Source organism: Legionella lansingensis (assembly GCF_900187355.1).
Classification (GTDB): Bacteria; Pseudomonadota; Gammaproteobacteria; order Legionellales; family Legionellaceae; genus Tatlockia; species Tatlockia lansingensis.
In genome coordinates this window covers 1,707,299-1,723,453 of the sequence record NZ_LT906451.1, presented here as the reverse complement: position 1 = coordinate 1,723,453, position 16,155 = coordinate 1,707,299, and the positions used below count along the sequence as shown (strand labels likewise).

Here is a 16,155-nt window from a genome sequence, read left to right as displayed (position 1 = left end):
GTTTATCAGCGCAAATAAAACCAAAAAAGGATGCGCTAACTTAAAAGATTCGTTAGGGTCCTAAAAATTAATTGAAGAAAACTCGAGTAAGCGTAATCTATATAGTCGCTGTCGTGAAATGACTGAAATGCAGCTTCTTTGTAATTACGTCATCCTCCGCGAAAGGGATCCAATATTGGCAAGGCTCTTCTGGACCCTCCGCTTTCGCGGAGAGTGACGATAAGTGGTGTAAAATTTAATTTCGCGACAGCGACTATATAAGTGTCTTCTAATAACAGTAGTTAATTAGAATAATGGAGAGATAAAAATGGCTTATGTTGATGGATTTGTCTTACCTATTCCCAGTAATAAAATACAAGAGTACCGTAGCATGGCAGAAGCTGCGGGTAAAATATGGCTAGAGCATGGAGCGCTTGCTTTTAGAGAGTGTGTTGCTGATGATACCGAAGCCAAGGATATGATTTCATTTCCTAATCTTGCTAAAGCCAAGAACAATGAGACAGTGGTATTTTCTTACATTGTTTTTAAATCAAAAGAACATAGAGACGAAGTGAATAAAAAAGTCATGGATGATCCTAGAATTAAACAAAGTTGTGAGCAGTATGGAACCGTCTTTGATTATAAGCGTATGGCCTACGGCGGTTTTAAAGTATTGGTTGATTTGTAAGGGAGCCAAGAAACCTCTTTGCGGAGCGATTAAAACTGTCAGGCGGCCACTGTAGTACAGACATTTCAGAATTAAATTCTAAAACGGTTAGGGCTGAATGGTTGCGGATCAGTTATCAAATCTTCTCCTGTGATCATCTCTGCAAGCAAGCGTCCGGTTATAGGCCCTAGGGTAAGACCGTGATGGGCATGTCCAAATGCAAACCACAGTCCGCGATGTCGAGGGGCCTGACCAATAATTGGAAGCATGTCAGGAGTACAAGGTCTACTTCCCATCCAAGGTAATTCTTCGAGGCGGTGCGCTATAGGGAAGAGCTTGCGTGCAATGGGCTCCACGGAATTGAGTTGCACTGGTGTCTTTTTTGAATCGCGACTTGCAAATTCAGCTCCTGTGGTTAGGCGAATTCCACGACTCATTGGGGCCATGACATAACCGTTATCAATGTCCAGCACCGGATGACGAAGTTGTGTATTAGGCTTCGTGGCATAATGCATATGATATCCGCGTTTGACAGCAAGTGGAAAACGATACCCAAGCCTAGAAGCCAACCTATCTGTCCAGGGGCCTAAAGTAACCACCACCGCATCCCCCTTAATCTGGCTTTGATCAGTCTTAAGCGTCCATCGCTCAGATAGGGAGTCTGCATTTCCGAAAAAAAATCGACCACCGATGCGTTCAAAATGATTTGCATAGGCTGTAACCAGGGCGCCAGGATCGCTCACGGTCTCTGATTCCGTATAGCGAATAGCGCTTAGAAGTGATCGATCGAGATCGGGTTCAATTTTTTGCAATAAAGCAGAATCTAGATATTCAAATTTAATCCCATACTCTTCTCGACACTGTTCAGCAAACATTGTTTCGATATCTTGTTTTTTTCGAGTTCTAAACACTTTAAGCCATCCACCTGGCCGTAACAGATGTTTGCTTCCTGCCGCTTCCGCCATAAAATGATGTTCGGATATGCTGTGTTCTATTAACGTCGCATAAGAACGAGCGATTTTAGCGTGACGTAATGGATGCGAATTAATCCAGTATTTCCACAAAAAAGGGCTCAGCTTCAGAATTGAATTTAGGTGATACCTGACTTCGGGTGAGCGATTCAACGCGTATCTGATTAGGGTAGGGAGGTCTCTTGGGAATGCATAAGGATATACACCTTCACGTTGAATTAAACCCGCATTTCCATAGGACGTTTCACTCCCAGGACGTTTTAAATCGATCAGTGCTACAGAACGTCCTCGGGTTTGAAGATGTGTTGCCACTGATACACCAACAATTCCACCCCCAAGCACCAACAAATCAAATTTCATAAAGAGAGTTCCCACTTACGTTAACATAAAGCCACTGTTGAACTTACAACGTTTTAATAGAAGAATAAAGCTGGAAAGCAATGTTTAATCCGATTTATAACTATAATTTTTGCTTTAATTCATTAATTTTGTTTTCAATTAAACTGTCAGCTGCAATCTTATCCTGCGTTTGAAATTGATAATGCACTGGTGGTTCGTGAAAAAACTTGGGCTGTTTTTTATCTTGAACTGATAAATCGGGTGTAAATAAATCTCTAATATCATTAGCGGAGCTAAATTGAGAAATATGCACGTAGAGATCACAATCAGACGGTGTATCTCCTATGGTATTGCTGTAGTTAATATATCTTTGACCTAACGCATCTTCTAAAAATTCTTTTTCTCTTTGTCTTTCCTTGAGATCACTTGCTAAAGTGAATTGTACCAAATCGTTTAAGAGACTAATACGTATCATCTCGGCCGCCAAATTAGATCGCTGTGATTAAAGTATAGTCACTTGGTTGATTGGAGTCGGATCTGAGGTCGTCATCAGAGAAATATAGTGTATGGTTCCCGTATATACTGCGCTAATACGGTCTACGGTCTCAGATCCACGGCGGTATTTATCATGCAAGTTTGCATGATAAACAGGTATTGCATTAGCAATTTCAATGAGTATAATGAACTGCGTTGCCGTTATGCTTAGTCGATAGGTAATTGATTTTTAATCAATAGTTCGCGCCTCGATCAAGTGAACGGTGGCACTAGCAGAATCAAGGAAATCAATTCTGCAAGCAACAAAAAGCTCCATGAGGTCGTTCATGAAGCACTTGGAAACGTTAAGGAAATTAGGCATAAGTGAATTATGTCTACCAAGCAACCAACTTAGCATATTAGGGAGTTAAAAATGCAAAATGATAGAGTCTTAGGTTATAACTTGGCAAAGGAACTTACGCATGAGGATATGCGTGAGGTAGCCGGTGGCAATGGAAACTTAAAGAACAGAACAACGTGTACAACTAACGAATATACGCATCCTATTGGGATAGATGTAACAATTGATGCGGATCTTGCTCTAGATACCTGATCTTCACCATATAAATAAATTCACTGCCAAAAATTACTGATATTAAGAGTTTCGTGGTTCTCCCCCGATTATTCTTTTTCAAATAACGTAATTTTCTCTTTCTCCCTCTCTCTGCCCTGAGAGGGAGAATAAATTTTAATATGGATTGTTTAGTCCCGTTTGGACTTCATTTAACGAGTAATTGCAATGAAAATTTTAATTCTTACACAGGTTGAAGATACTCATGCTATAGCTGTACAACTAGCTCTTTCAGATATGAACCACCATATACGGTTGTTTTTTACCGCAGACCAACCAACGAGGTTAACCAATTCGGTATTTATAGATAACAGACATTATGAATGGAAAAGCTTTGACGAAGATAATTCAATCGCAGATAACGATTATGATGTGGTTTGGTGGCGTCGCGCCAGAAAACCCTACTTAGCTAAAGATAGGGTTCACGCAGGAGACTATAAATTTGCGGTGCGAGAAAACAATTTATTTTATGAATCAATAACTTGTAATATAGCTCCGGATGCTTGGTGGATTAATCCCAAATCCGCAGCGACAATGGCCAATTACAAGCTACTGCAGCTTAGAAAAGCTTGTGAGTGTGGAATGCCAATCCCCGAGACGCTTTGTTCGAATGATGCGCAAGATATACGTCATTTTTTATTAAAAAATGAGAATGAAGGGGTGATTTATAAACCTTTATGTTCGAATGTCTGGTTTGAAGACGATAAGATTAGGGTTGGTTACACGACAAAAGTCACTCTTTCTGACCTCCCAAAAAATGAGCTATTACAACTTGTTCCAGGAATATTTCAAAAAGAAATTAAGAAAAAATATGAACTACGTATTACTTGTTTTGGCAATTATATTGTAGCAGCAAGAATAGATTCTCAAGTTCATCCTGAAGGGATAACCGATTGGCGAGCTATTCCACCCGACAGACTCTCTGTAGAACCTTATGAATTGCCATCTATTCTCAGCGATAAAATCAGACGTTTTATGCGCAGCATGGGACTGGTATTCGGTGCATTAGATTTTATTGTAACGGAGGATAATAACTATATTTTTCTTGAAGTGAATGAGCAAGGCCAATTTCTATGGCTAGAAAACTGTAATCCTGAATTTAAAATGTTGGATATTTTTCTACGTTTTATTGTCAATAAATCTCCTGATTTTACATGGAAGAGGCAACAAGAAGAATATCATCTTGATGACTACAAAAGCAGAATGGAACAAGTTCTTATGGAACATAAACAACAGCATGTGAGTTTAAATAATGTTAATACTTATATGTGAGATATTTTATGCGTAAATTAGCTATTATATTGATAATCGTATTAAGCATGAAAGTCTTCGCAAGTTATCCGGTTGATGTGTATGGAACTTCGCAAGAAGAGTCTGATAAAATTTTAAAAGAGTATGCAAGACAGGTAAATGAGATTTCCGAGTCTATCATACTAAATACTCAAGAAGGGCATGGTAAAGATAAGGAGAAAAAAACTCATAAAGCATTGATTAAAAATGAAAAGTTAATAAAAGAAATCAAAGATAAATATCATTTTCTTTATGTTGATTTTTCTACGATTATTTATTTTGATAACAAACATAATTATTTCACTACCATCGAGGTTGTTAAGGCTAACAATCCCAGAAGAATGCGGTTTATTCGCAGGATAAATAAGGTTGAGGTCTCAAAAGGAAATAAAAATCATAGACAAGATATAATCGATACCATGGTCCAATATCACCGGATGGAAGCCGAATGGCTAAGGAATAAAAAATTGCAGCCTATAAAAGGGAAGTGTCCAGCGTATCATTGCACTCCAGGATTTGCTCATCAAAAATTAAAGCCTTATTTAAAGATATTTAATACTGCAGCAATTACAGAGAAACAATTCATCTTAAATACTCTGAAAAATGATACGGATGCGGAAAGACGTGCTGCCGCTGCTTTTTTAGTCGGACATTTTAGCAATCCCAAGGAGATAATCTCTGTGTTGTTGCCTGCTATTAAGGATAAAAGCAGTTATGTCAGAAATAATGTCATGCTTATGATTGCCACAACGATGGGATTAGCAGATATACATCAAGTTGATGTACAACCATTTATCAATTATTTAGATTCGCCTTATGCCACGGATAGAAATAAAGCTTTAGGTATATTATCTGAAGCAATAGAATCAAATACTGCTAAAAAAATGGTTATCAAGAATGGGGAAAAAAGACTAATTAAATTATTGCAATTAAAACAACCAAATAATCACGATCTTGCTTATCTGATATTAAAAAAAATAAGTGGTAAAGATTTCGGTGAATATAATATACTTGCTTGGAAACGTTGGTTTTCTGAAGTAAAAAAGCATAATAAAGTAATGGGTTAGAATGTTTCAATAAGTCAGTAGAAATGAGAGATGCAATTTACAAAAATGTTCTTTTAGTGGGATTGACTATAGTAGTGCTGCATGCGGCTTCAGCAGCTGCTATCCAATGCCCGCAAAAGATAAAAACAAATCAATCCTTGCAAGAAAAAATAAACGGATGGGACGCATTTGTTGATGATTGGAACGCTGTTCACCCACTCACGCATGTTACATTTTACTGTCATCACCCTAAAGAACATGCCAGTCTAGCGCCCGATAATGAAGGGACTAAGGGAAATAAATTTATTTGGACATTTGATAGAAATGAATTCTGGATAGCATGTGGTTACGCAGGTACAACGATACAATTGATTCAGAAACTACCTGGTCAAACTAAAACGTGTACTGTAACTTATGATGATTCAAACTTGGTAAATTCTATAAATTGTACATCATAGGGTCGTCTATTGATTAATAGGTCTTATTTTTCGATTGCAATCATCATGGTGTAGCGTAATAATCAATTCGCATTTAACTAAGCCGCAAGCCATGTGTTTGCATAATTAGGGCCATGTCCCTAGCATTGCTCTATTTAAGGAAGAAAATGAAACAAAATTTAATAATAGGATTTATAGCTGCAGCAATGTCTTTTGCAAACATGTCACACGCTGATTTTATTTTTCATTCCAGTGCCTCAAATGCTTGTGAAGACGTCTCTGGGTATTGGACGGGGAAGGGAAAAGCATCCAATTGGCTTATTGGGGATTGTGTATATCACGGTTCAGGGACGGTTAGCGCATTAGATAGCACAGGTCATTTTACGGTGGAAGTGACGGCAGATAAGGATTCAGGAAGTTTTGTTTGTCCCAAACATACGACTGAACAGCTTACCGGGGTTTGTGTTAATGGTGTTGCGACGATCATGACTCAATATGGTGACTTGACGGGTAATTTTACAAAAAACACTGGTGATGCAAAAGGAACTTTATCTGCTTCACCAGGTGTGGACGTCTATGTGACTATTAAATTTATACGTGCTGGATAACATTGCCCGTGTTACGCTGGGCTAACACGGGCTACATGAATGGGAGTTATTGACACTGGATGATTTATCTCCAGCAACGGAATTGACCTTTATAATTAATCCAGCAATCTGGGCGTCCAGGTACTGCGACTGCTCCTGGGCCTGGATTATTGGGTACACATCTACCATTAATCGTCATATGATACCCATACCCGCATCCTTGGGCTGCATTTAGATTGGATGAATAGAAAATCCCAGCAGATACCAGGACCCCGAATATCACTGGACCTAACAATTTTGAAAAAGACATAGAATATGTCTTCATGACATTCTCCTTATTCACTTGTATTTCCCGTACCAATAAGTATAGAGTTTTTTCTAATTTTGAGTAAAAATTAAGCAAAATTTAAGATAAATATTTATTCATTTTGTGAGAGTATTGGTTAAAAAAGTTGTCATGTTGTAGAATGGGCAAGGTGCGTGAAATAAAGACTATATATGCTGAAAATTAGTCATGTAAAACATAGTTTTTTTAATAAATCATCAAAAAAATTGGATGATTTTTCTTTCAAGGAAAATGATTTTAATTTAAGTCAATTTAACGCAGAATTTTCATCATTATATAAGTTAATTATCGCTAACAAAAAACATTTGAAGAAAGAGAGCGAAATTATTTTATATGCAAATTATATGTGTAATCTAATGATTCGCTATTATCAGAATGATTATGTCGAAGAAAATTTGCGTGTTCTAGAGGAAAATAAAAAAGAAATTGAAAAAATTTTCCAAGAAAATTCTTCATCAGAAAATCAATGTTCACCGCATAAGATCTCCTCTTTTTTATTGGATGATATCAGAAATAACATCGTGGATTTTGCTTATTCATTTACAAGTTCAGCGAAAATTCGTGGGCATGTTTCTAATATAATTACCAATCGCTCGTATTGGAATTACAGTCGCGCCTTAGCAAATTACCTTATCATCTTTCTGGTACAAAGTGGATTTGCTGATTTCATCAAAGAAATTAACGAAAAAATGGGTCATCACTACACGCCTGATGATCTTATTCGATTGTTGAACAAGACCCAAGGGATCTTACGCGTACTGAGTTTTGCACTATATGCGCTTCGTTTCATAATGCATTTGATAACTATGATTAAACATATCACCCAAGCCGCGATGAATAAGGAATTATCAAGTAAGAAAGTATTAATGCAGGAAATAGAAAAGCGTGGATATATCATGACGAATGATATGATTTGGGGCACAGTAAATCTATTGAGCAACTATAATCAATTTTTTGCTATATCATCACTTGTTGTTGCACAGATAAACATGTTTTTTTTGACGGTTGATATCATGTTATTTGTAATTCGCTGGAGATATGAGAAGAGTCAACATAATTGCCATACACGTGAGTTAATGCTGCAAAAAGACGGATTCACTTCTTCTCTCGGATTAGCAATGGCTAATCGGCAACTTGATATATTAAATGACGAGTGGGAAGCTCAACGTGCCTTTTATATGATTAACATTGCTACAGCAAATTTGTTGGCGATTGCTTATGGGGCGACCTTGGTACTCTCTGGCCCCTTATCGTTAGGTTGCCTAGCTGCTTTGAGTATGCTAGGTAACGCCCTATATAATACTGCGGATGAATATAAGAAATATAAACAAGCTAGCATTGCTGTTAAACGTGAAATAGCTAATGGTAAACGAGTGAATGATGAGCATCACCGTGAGCTATTAGACGAGTTAACGATTGAATGCTGTCAAGCCCATCGTATTTTTTGGAAAACATTGCTTTTTAATACAGCAGCTACCGCCTTTATGATCACTGCAGCTGCAACTTCCTGGCCTATCGCTTGTGCTCTAACCATTTCTTACATGGTTTATAGATTGCAGAATGCTTACCAGAAACACCAACATAGAGATGATAAACAACAGGTAACACATGATATCTATCGGCTTTTTAGTTTAGACCAACCTGATCTGACGACTACACCACCGCTAACTCAACTGTGTCTTTAAAAAAGGGTGCATACATGACAGGAGATATTTTAAAAGCAGTCGACTTTATTACTGCGAATCTAGATTTTTTTTGTGCTCCATTTCTTAACCAAGATGAATTTCGTCAATGGGTTTATCGTTCTGGTCAGAAAAAAAACGTTAGCAATCTTACTGACAATCTCCTCCTTCCTCTAACAAATCCAACATCCTATTTATCAGAGTTCATTGATGCCTTGATAGGTCGTTCTTTGGGACCTACGGACATTTTATGTTTACGCTATGGCAACAAGCAAAGACTTATCAATCTCTTGCAACATAGTTCCCTTCTGACACGGACGATTCTTGCAATCAGAAAAAACCCTGCTATACAGCAATGGAACGATGAACATCAAAATTTAGTGCATCGAACACAAAAATTACAACAAATATTTAAGCACTTAGACGATTTACATGAAAAAGGAAAAAAGCTGGTTGAACATGGACTTGATCAGTATTTCGAGCGAGTAGAGCAACTTATACTCACTATTAAAAACGAAGTAATCAAGTTCATAGCGCAGGGAGAAAGCAATGATTTTAATACTTTGCGCATCACTTGTTTAAATCATATTCTTGAAGCTCGAAAACAATTAAGGGCTCAATGGGATTATAAACAAGAGATAGAGCATGTTTTATTTGTGCTTATGGAAACTTTTAATAAAAGGCCTCCTCCGGAGAATCATTTCTTTTTTAATCCAAGATCGAGCCTGGCTAAATCACTTGATCATTTGGAAGACTGTATTGCAAATTTAGAGAATAGGATGTAAGTCCAGACACGGACAAGTCATGGTATGTCGGCATTGTTGATCCATTTCACACGCCCTATAAATGGCTTAAATTTTGAGGTGTGTCTCGGTTTGTAAATTTACTTTTTCTTCAATCGCATGCATTAAAAGTTTAAGATAATTAATGTAAGAGATAACAATATGACCAAGAGATGGATGTGAGCTATTCCGTGTACTGACTAACGCTAAAAAATGATTCATATTTTTTTCTAAATCCGTAAACATATCTGATAATTTTTCTTCTAATTTCCCCTGGTGTTTTTTATGAATAATTGCTGTTATAAACACCAGCTTTTTATCGTAATATACCATATTGATGTCAGGAAAGTTTTCGGAAGTAATCCAACTTAATTTACGGAGTTTTCCTAAAGCTATAGTAACAAAGTCCGTGCTTTGTAAACTACCTTCATTATTCATCAGTATTAAACTTCTAATGCTTTCAATTTCATTATGTAATATTTTATTGAATAATAGCCATTCAAGACTTTCGGATTCCCATTTCTTTTCTTTGTTTTCAGGAATGAATGCCTTACCAAAAAATCGCACTTCTTTATTAGACAAAAGAAGTTTATTAGCTTCGGGAAGGGTGAACAAAACATACTGAAGATAAAGTGCATCTATATTCTTTGCATCAATTTGCTGTTGAATATATTTTTTTAGGATTTCTGTATGCTTTTCAAGCCAATGAGGCGATGTCATCCAATCATTTAAAATATCCCCCGCTCGAAATAAGAAAGCTTCAGAATGACAGGCAGAGTAGTTTTGTTGCACCAGACATCGAATGAGTGATGCAATGGCCTTATCATCCTTTGTTATTGCTTCCTGGAAAAAGGAGACGAATAGTTGATGCCATTGGGTTATGTCTTGGCTAATTTTGCCTTGTCCTATTCTTAACGCATGCATCAGATCATCCAGTGCTTCATAGGAGCCGAGCTTGAAAGCAAGATGGTAATACTCAATGGCTTTTTCTACATCAATAAGTGCAAAAGATGATTTGTTTCGATGACATCCAGCGTACATTGCTGCTAAGTAATAGGCTGCATGTGCATTACCTGTTTGCATTGAGTCAACTATAAAGGTGATGCCAAGTTGAAACTCAAAACCCGATACCTCTCTTGCAGCAGTAATGTAAACACCCAATATGAATAGAGTTAGTGATTTTAGGTCGGTGCTGATTGACTGACGCCGTGTTAATTCTAATCTTCTAATGGTTTCTTCTCGATTCTCAAGCGTTATGCAATAAGAGCAATTGTATGGATGGGGTTCATTTGGGTGAGTATAAACATAAGCGAGGTGCATTGCTTTCTTCCAAATATCCCTCATGTCTTCAATAGAATGATAGGGGGAAAGCATTGAAGGCACTTTTTTCAAGTCTGACCTTACCACGTCTGACCTTAGTTAGATATCCGTGTTGATATAGTTTAAATCAGTTTGTCTTCAAAACCTAATTCGAAGTGATTATCCAAGATCGTTGCTTGTCAAAATTTGGGTGGCCAGACCACAGTAGGTCAAAAGTAGAGATTTTTAGCATCAGTTAATTTTGCCTTAATCCATCTTTCGTATACTGACAGTAGGTATATTATTGATCAAAAAGATCCTTAAAATGGCAAGTTCATTATGGGCAAGTCAAAGAAATTAGAAGCCTTCATCTCAGAAAATATCCTAGATAAATCGGGTGGACATATTGCGAGAGTCTATAAAAAAAGACCAAAAGACAAAGTAAAACCAGGAAGTAAACGGAATGAAAAAATTTGGTTTATCAAAGCAGCATACTCACCACACGAGCCCTTGGAATTGGAAGTTATTTCTGGTGAATTGTATCGCTTTTGGGTAGGTAACACACAACCCAAAACACGTCTGGTTATCGATCAAAATGGTGCTCGCTATGTAGCCTCAGAGGGCGTTCCTGGTTTTAAAACGTTTAAATCAATTATCGAAGCCAAAGGAGATAAACTTCCCGACCTCCCTGACTATAAAACCCTAGCGCGGATCTTGGTTAGCTCCATGGTTTTAGCTGAAACGGATCTCAAATCAGATAATATTGCATTTAATAATGAGGGTCGGATTGTCAAAATTGATCATGATTCTTCTCTTTGGCCAATCGTAGTAGAGACCATGTCTATCCAGCATGATCTTAACAAGGTGACATTTAGTGCTGCAGATTTGGATAATATTTTATTCCCCCCCAATTATAAGGTTGATGCCTGGGCAGGAGGTCTTCCGAAAGAAATTAGAGAAACCATTGCTGCTAACCCTGAATTCCAAAAAGAAGTATATTTACAAATGGTTAGAATGCTGGTTTCCCCACCACATCTTCTCTCTACCATTCAGAGTGTGAATGCTCCTAATGATCTTGATTTAGAGAATAAAATTCAGGGTTTTATTACTCAAAGGCTTACGCATTTGAGGATTGAGGCCATGAAGAGTGAAGGTTTTAGATCATTTGTTGCCCAAATGAACATACAGGAAATTGAGTTACAGTTACAACAGGAATTGACAGATTATCTGGGTGATAATAAACCCTATGATAGTAAAGAGCTGGACTCTTTTTCAATTTATGATGCTTTACAGGATATAAAAAATAACGCTGAGGAACTGAGTAAAATTAATTTACTTAAAAATCAAATTAAATTGGATTCACAGAATAGAGAACATCTGGAATATTGGCAAAAAAAAACAACTTATGTCTTGGGTGTTGGAGGAAAAATAATGACATTAGAGGGCAAAGAATACAGGGTCCCAACATCTGTCGCTCAAATGATGGCACTCGCAACCACGTCCTATGAAGAGTACAAGAATCAAATTGATCAAATCAGAAAAATCATGCCACAGACAGGCTTCAAATTTTTTGAGTCAATAAAAAACAAACTCTTGCGTGATAAAACTACGGAATCATTACATACCACTGAAAATATAGAAGATATCGTATTGGATACGGATCCTCAATCAACGATCGTGAGTCCCCCCGGTAAAACGTAGTTTAAGGTGAATATTTGCAAAATATTTGCGATAATTTTTACCGGGTTACGGCTTCACCTACCCGGTCTACCTTTCTAAACTAATAGGGATGATAAAATATGCTTAGCAATAAACATGGACACTCAAAGCATTATCACGGCTATCCTGGCACCGTTTTTGGTCCTGGCAATAGCATGCCTCAAGGAAATCAGCATGGTCATAACAACACCATAGTAGTGGGAAATCATCACCACCATGGTCATACTCAGGCGTCAACAGAGCATTATCATGGTCACAACAATCAGACGCATGGTCATAACCATTTGCCCGAACAACACTATCATGAACATAACCCTAATGAGCACCATCACTCCACTGGGCCTTCATTCTAGTGTTCGAAGTTCCTGTATCTGTATAAAGACTCTCTCTTCATTTAACTGTGTCATTCTCGCGTAGGCGGGAATGACATAGTTCGGTAAATGCTCTCGTAATAAAATAGTCGCCGATGTCTCACGACATTGTTCGTGGGATTAGGATGTCGGGGATACTAATAAATGCAGTTACTCTATATCCCTGTGAATAATCACCCCAACATGGGGCGGATGAGGTTTGCACAGTTTTTTATGTTTAATCATTCGTAACGTATGATTAGCTCCTTGTTCCCAACGCTCTCTAATTGAATAGGCTGAGAAATCGGTGCCTTTTGTTGATGACTCCCAGTTTTTTTGTTTATATTGCAGCTGGACAATGTCCATACTCGTAATACAACCTAAAGAAACTAATTCTATATTTTGGGGATCTTGTTTCTTTTCTTCAGACAGTTGCGCATAAAGAGCCCTTATAGCTCGGCGTAGATTATGTTTAACCTCATAGTTTTTTCGATGCTCATTTGCACGACTACTATAAATAATTTCCTCTGTTCGTCTCTTTACTTCATCCATGGACATTGGAAGTTGACCAGCGGGACTCCAGAGGTCAACCATAAAACATAAGGAGCTGACTCTTGGATCATCGTCTAACACAATAGATAAAGGTGTGTTTGAATAAACACCTCCATCCCAATAATATTCACCTTCAATTTTTATTGGTGGAAATGCAGGAGGTAACGCACCGCTAGCCATTACATGTTCTGGTCCAATTTCCTCAAATTTAGAGTCGAAATAACGCATTTGTCCTGTATTGATATTGGTTGCTCCTAAACTCAATCGAATCTCGCTATGATTATTGAGATACTCAAAATCCACTAATTCCTGCAATAAGTAAGATAAAGGGCTAGTGTCATAATAACTGTTAAAATATCCATATAGCATGCTCATTATTGCATCACTTCTAGGTATAAAAAAAACAGGAATGCCAGATAAAATGATTTGTTGGATTTGTAAATCGGTTAGGAATTTTCGTATTGGGTCGGAGAATTCAAAGTTAGCGTGAGGCCATTCTGGTTGAGCAACTTTCTTCCAGAACTCCTTTAATTTAGGCAGGCGATTCTTTGGTTCATTTCCGGCTATGATTGATGCGTTTATTGCGCCAATGGATGTGCCACCGATCCAATTTGGGGTGTATTTAAATTTCTCTAGTGTTTCATAAACACCAGCTTGGAAAGCACCTAAAGCGCCACCACCTTGTAGGACAAGGACAATCCGCTTGTTGACAACGTTGTTATATTTCTCAGTATCGCAACTAAACCGCGCAGCCATGGACATCTCCTTATCTACCCCACCTCATGTTTTATTATTGTAGTACAAGTTTGATATTAACAGAGGGATACAAACCAACTAGCTGAGTATTGCCGAGTTAGGCGAGGAATGAATGATATGTTTATTTTTCGCCTTCTAACCAGGCAGCAATTTCTTTTTTTGTCTCATCCACAACCTGAATCAATTGCTGATATAGCTGTTCAATCTCATCTTTTCGCCCTTCTCGGCAACAGTGAACAAGATTCTGACATGCGTGCTGCATTCTCACCGCCCCGCAGTATATCGCACCACTTTTCATTTTATGCGCTAGGTTTTCAACGGCGTCCCAATTACTTTGTACATATGCTTTTTTAATCGCTCCTTCATCTACAGGAAGGGCATCAGTAAGCATCGCTGTTAACAATTCTTGCAGAGCGGAACGGCTACCTAATAGCGAAACGCCTTTTTCTTCATCAATAAGAGGATAATGCTCTAGTTTAAAATGCTCTGTGGTTGTATCTAACGGGCTTTCAGGTAAAAAAGAAACGTCTTGAGTGGAGACGAACGTAGTAAGAATAGTCTGCATTGTTTTTAGATTAATTGGCTTTGCGTAAACCTTATCCAATCCAGATGCGACATATTCTGTTCCTGGACCCGTTAAAGCGTGAGCAGTCAAACCGACAATAGGGGTTGTTTTTTTCCTTGATTTTTTCTCGGTAGCACGTATTTGCTCTGCTAATTCATTGCCTGAGATTCCAGGCAAACCAATGTCTGTAATGATTAAATCAAAATCATTTGAATGTGCTAATTTTAAAGCCTTTTCTCCATCAGTAGCAGAAGTAATCTCACAACCTGCCTGTTTAGCGACGGTTTCTACTAGACGCAGTGCAATAATGTTGTCTTCAACAAGCAGCACACGGGGCAAAGGTTTAGTGCTTTCGAGGTTGAGATGTTTTTCTTTTGCGACAACAGGCACCATCTCCTCGATATCAAAGCTGGTTTCTAGAGCTTCAAGATCAAAGGGTTTTTGTAAGGGTGGAGCATCTTCTTCAATGAAGACATTAATGGTAAAAGAAAAACGGCTGCCAGTGCCAAGCTTGCTTTTTAGTGTGATTTCACCACCCAGGAGATTGACATACTTTTTAGCAATATGTAAGCCGATCCCGTGGCCCTGATAAACACCTTTGTAGGATGGATTGATGCGAAAAAAACGGTCGAAGACTTTTTCCTGTAATTCGTCATCAATACCTATTCCTGTATCGCTAACAATAAACTCCAGGATAACATTATCCTGTGTGCGTGTATGCTGTTTCACCTTGAGGGAAATACGTCCTTTCTCAGTAAACTTAATTGCATTGCCTATAAAATTTAATAGAACACGATGAAGTTTCACCCGATCAGAGATGATCGTTTGTGGAATTTTTTCATCGACGTCTATGTTTAAATCCAAATTTTTTAATTTAATTGCAGGTAATTCAAGACGACAAACCTCAAGGATCGTTTGCCGCAAATCAAAAGAAGATTGTTCAAGATCGGATTCTTTCAAATTTTCCGCAGACACAATGTCGAGAATGCTATTTAATAATGATAATAATTGCTCACCACTGTCATTGATCCAGCGAGCATGTTTTTTTTCATCAGGCTTTTGCACCTCTTCTTCAAGGATCTTGGAAATGCCGACAATACCACTTAAAGGTGTGCGAATATCATGGCTCATATTGGCAATAAATTCACTTTTTGCATGAGAGGCATTTTCTGCTTTTTCTTTGGCAAGCCGAAGATCTTCCTGTAAGCGTTTAAGTTCCGTAATATCGGTGGATATGCCCAAAATGCCAATGACTTCATTGTCTTTGTTACGCAAAGGTACTTTTTGCGAGAGGAAGGTGCGTAATTCATTATTAAAAATGGCGGCTTCTTCTAGTGATTGTGGCGTGCCAGTTCGCATAATTAAATTATTTAACTCATCAAGGTTTTCAGCTTGATCTCGCCAAGGCATATCGTAATTTGTTTTGCCTACGATATCTTTTCTGGACTTTAAATTCACATTGGTTGCGTGTAGTGTGTTGCAACCCAAATAGACATTGTCCTTATTCAACCAATAAACGTGGCCTGGTAGGTGAGCTAGAATATCTTCGTAGTAGGCTTGTGCTTCTTCTAATTCGCGATTTAGTTGCTTAAGTTTTTGAATTTCAGCTTTTAGTTGTTTAATCTCATCAGATCTCATGTATTTGCGTCCATGTATTCAGCACCAACCTATCAATTATAGTGT

At 37.8% G+C, this 16,155-nt stretch carries 16 protein-coding genes; 10 read left to right on the top strand and 6 right to left on the bottom strand.

Annotation, left to right across the window (positions count from 1 at the left end; translation table 11 throughout):
• The first annotated feature begins 307 nt into the window (after positions 1-307).
• Positions 308-667, top strand: a complete 360-nt coding sequence (locus CKV79_RS07810) for a DUF1428 domain-containing protein (protein WP_028374367.1) — start codon at positions 308-310, stop codon at positions 665-667.
• A gap of 71 nt (positions 668-738) precedes the next feature.
• Here CKV79_RS07810 and CKV79_RS07805 read toward each other — a convergent pair whose 3' ends face one another.
• Entirely contained in the window at positions 739-1,977 is a 1,239-nt protein-coding gene (locus CKV79_RS07805; protein WP_028374368.1) for an NAD(P)/FAD-dependent oxidoreductase, read from the bottom strand.
• A 100-nt stretch (positions 1,978-2,077) separates the two neighbouring features.
• Complete coding sequence (locus CKV79_RS07800) at positions 2,078-2,431, bottom strand: hypothetical protein (RefSeq protein ID WP_028374369.1); 354 nt, start codon at positions 2,429-2,431, stop codon at positions 2,078-2,080.
• 432 nt (positions 2,432-2,863) lie between these two features.
• Between CKV79_RS07800 and CKV79_RS07795 the strand changes: the two genes are divergently transcribed.
• From CKV79_RS07795 to CKV79_RS07775, 5 genes are all read left to right on the top strand, one after another.
• Positions 2,864-3,043, top strand: coding sequence for a hypothetical protein (locus tag CKV79_RS07795; RefSeq protein WP_028374370.1), 180 nt, complete (start codon positions 2,864-2,866; stop codon positions 3,041-3,043).
• Positions 3,044-3,229: 186 nt separating this feature from the next.
• Positions 3,230-4,333 (top strand): hypothetical protein, encoded by a 1,104-nt coding sequence (locus CKV79_RS07790; protein WP_051546326.1) that lies wholly within the window; start codon positions 3,230-3,232, stop codon positions 4,331-4,333.
• 8 nt (positions 4,334-4,341) lie between these two features.
• Positions 4,342-5,418, top strand: coding sequence for a HEAT repeat domain-containing protein (locus tag CKV79_RS07785; RefSeq protein ID WP_028374371.1), 1,077 nt, complete (start codon positions 4,342-4,344; stop codon positions 5,416-5,418).
• A 23-nt stretch (positions 5,419-5,441) separates the two neighbouring features.
• Complete coding sequence (locus CKV79_RS07780; protein WP_028374372.1) at positions 5,442-5,855, top strand: STY0301 family protein; 414 nt, start codon at positions 5,442-5,444, stop codon at positions 5,853-5,855.
• 146 nt (positions 5,856-6,001) lie between these two features.
• Positions 6,002-6,442 carry a hypothetical protein gene (locus tag CKV79_RS07775; RefSeq protein WP_028374373.1) on the top strand — a complete coding sequence of 147 codons (441 nt, stop codon included), beginning with the start codon at positions 6,002-6,004 and terminating at the stop codon, positions 6,440-6,442.
• A gap of 64 nt (positions 6,443-6,506) precedes the next feature.
• Here the strand turns inward: CKV79_RS07775 and CKV79_RS14175 are convergent, their stop codons facing one another.
• Positions 6,507-6,746, bottom strand: coding sequence for a GCG_CRPN prefix-to-repeats domain-containing protein (locus CKV79_RS14175; RefSeq protein WP_028374374.1), 240 nt, complete (start codon positions 6,744-6,746; stop codon positions 6,507-6,509).
• Positions 6,747-6,919: 173 nt separating this feature from the next.
• Here CKV79_RS14175 and CKV79_RS07765 point away from each other — a divergent pair, with 173 nt between their 5' ends.
• Together CKV79_RS07765 and CKV79_RS07760 are read left to right on the top strand one after the other, a co-directional pair.
• On the top strand, positions 6,920-8,452 hold the full coding sequence (locus CKV79_RS07765; protein ID WP_028374375.1) for a hypothetical protein: 1,533 nt from the start codon (positions 6,920-6,922) through the stop codon (positions 8,450-8,452).
• 14 nt (positions 8,453-8,466) lie between these two features.
• Complete coding sequence (locus CKV79_RS07760; protein ID WP_028374376.1) at positions 8,467-9,234, top strand: hypothetical protein; 768 nt, start codon at positions 8,467-8,469, stop codon at positions 9,232-9,234.
• Between the two features lie 66 nt (positions 9,235-9,300).
• Here CKV79_RS07760 and CKV79_RS07755 read toward each other — a convergent pair whose 3' ends face one another.
• Positions 9,301-10,623 (bottom strand): hypothetical protein, encoded by a 1,323-nt coding sequence (locus tag CKV79_RS07755; protein WP_131796066.1) that lies wholly within the window; start codon positions 10,621-10,623, stop codon positions 9,301-9,303.
• Between the two features lie 246 nt (positions 10,624-10,869).
• On the opposite strand from CKV79_RS07755, the gene CKV79_RS07750 reads away from it, so the two are divergent.
• The gene (locus tag CKV79_RS07750) at positions 10,870-12,231 is read left to right on the top strand and encodes a hypothetical protein (RefSeq protein WP_028374378.1); all 1,362 of its coding nucleotides are present in this window, start codon (positions 10,870-10,872) and stop codon (positions 12,229-12,231) included.
• Between the two features lie 98 nt (positions 12,232-12,329).
• Positions 12,330-12,602 (top strand): hypothetical protein, encoded by a 273-nt coding sequence (locus CKV79_RS07745; protein ID WP_028374379.1) that lies wholly within the window; start codon positions 12,330-12,332, stop codon positions 12,600-12,602.
• A gap of 168 nt (positions 12,603-12,770) precedes the next feature.
• On the opposite strand, the gene CKV79_RS07740 is transcribed toward CKV79_RS07745, so the two are convergent.
• Positions 12,771-13,907, bottom strand: coding sequence for a patatin-like phospholipase family protein (locus CKV79_RS07740; protein WP_051546329.1), 1,137 nt, complete (start codon positions 13,905-13,907; stop codon positions 12,771-12,773).
• 121 nt (positions 13,908-14,028) lie between these two features.
• Positions 14,029-16,110: an ATP-binding protein gene (locus CKV79_RS07735; RefSeq protein WP_065236342.1), complete on the bottom strand. Its 2,082-nt coding sequence runs from the start codon at positions 16,108-16,110 to the stop codon at positions 14,029-14,031.
• Between the last annotated feature and the right edge of the window lie 45 nt (positions 16,111-16,155).

Excerpts from the sequence above, each read along its gene's own strand:
- CKV79_RS07810 (WP_028374367.1), top strand. The coding sequence starts at position 308 with ATGGCTTATGTTGATGGATTTGTCTTACCTATTCCCAGTAATAAAATA.
- CKV79_RS07805 (WP_028374368.1), bottom strand. The coding sequence starts at position 1,977 with ATGAAATTTGATTTGTTGGTGCTTGGGGGTGGAATTGTTGGTGTATCA.
- CKV79_RS07800 (WP_028374369.1), bottom strand. The coding sequence starts at position 2,431 with ATGATACGTATTAGTCTCTTAAACGATTTGGTACAATTCACTTTAGCA.
- CKV79_RS07795 (WP_028374370.1), top strand. The coding sequence starts at position 2,864 with ATGCAAAATGATAGAGTCTTAGGTTATAACTTGGCAAAGGAACTTACG.
- CKV79_RS07790 (WP_051546326.1), top strand. The coding sequence starts at position 3,230 with ATGAAAATTTTAATTCTTACACAGGTTGAAGATACTCATGCTATAGCT.
- CKV79_RS07785 (WP_028374371.1), top strand. The coding sequence starts at position 4,342 with ATGCGTAAATTAGCTATTATATTGATAATCGTATTAAGCATGAAAGTC.
- CKV79_RS07780 (WP_028374372.1), top strand. The coding sequence starts at position 5,442 with ATGAGAGATGCAATTTACAAAAATGTTCTTTTAGTGGGATTGACTATA.
- CKV79_RS07775 (WP_028374373.1), top strand. The coding sequence starts at position 6,002 with ATGAAACAAAATTTAATAATAGGATTTATAGCTGCAGCAATGTCTTTT.
- CKV79_RS14175 (WP_028374374.1), bottom strand. The coding sequence starts at position 6,746 with ATGAAGACATATTCTATGTCTTTTTCAAAATTGTTAGGTCCAGTGATA.
- CKV79_RS07765 (WP_028374375.1), top strand. The coding sequence starts at position 6,920 with ATGCTGAAAATTAGTCATGTAAAACATAGTTTTTTTAATAAATCATCA.
- CKV79_RS07760 (WP_028374376.1), top strand. The coding sequence starts at position 8,467 with ATGACAGGAGATATTTTAAAAGCAGTCGACTTTATTACTGCGAATCTA.
- CKV79_RS07750 (WP_028374378.1), top strand. The coding sequence starts at position 10,870 with ATGGGCAAGTCAAAGAAATTAGAAGCCTTCATCTCAGAAAATATCCTA.
- CKV79_RS07745 (WP_028374379.1), top strand. The coding sequence starts at position 12,330 with ATGCTTAGCAATAAACATGGACACTCAAAGCATTATCACGGCTATCCT.
- CKV79_RS07740 (WP_051546329.1), bottom strand. The coding sequence starts at position 13,907 with ATGGCTGCGCGGTTTAGTTGCGATACTGAGAAATATAACAACGTTGTC.
- CKV79_RS07735 (WP_065236342.1), bottom strand. The coding sequence starts at position 16,110 with ATGAGATCTGATGAGATTAAACAACTAAAAGCTGAAATTCAAAAACTT.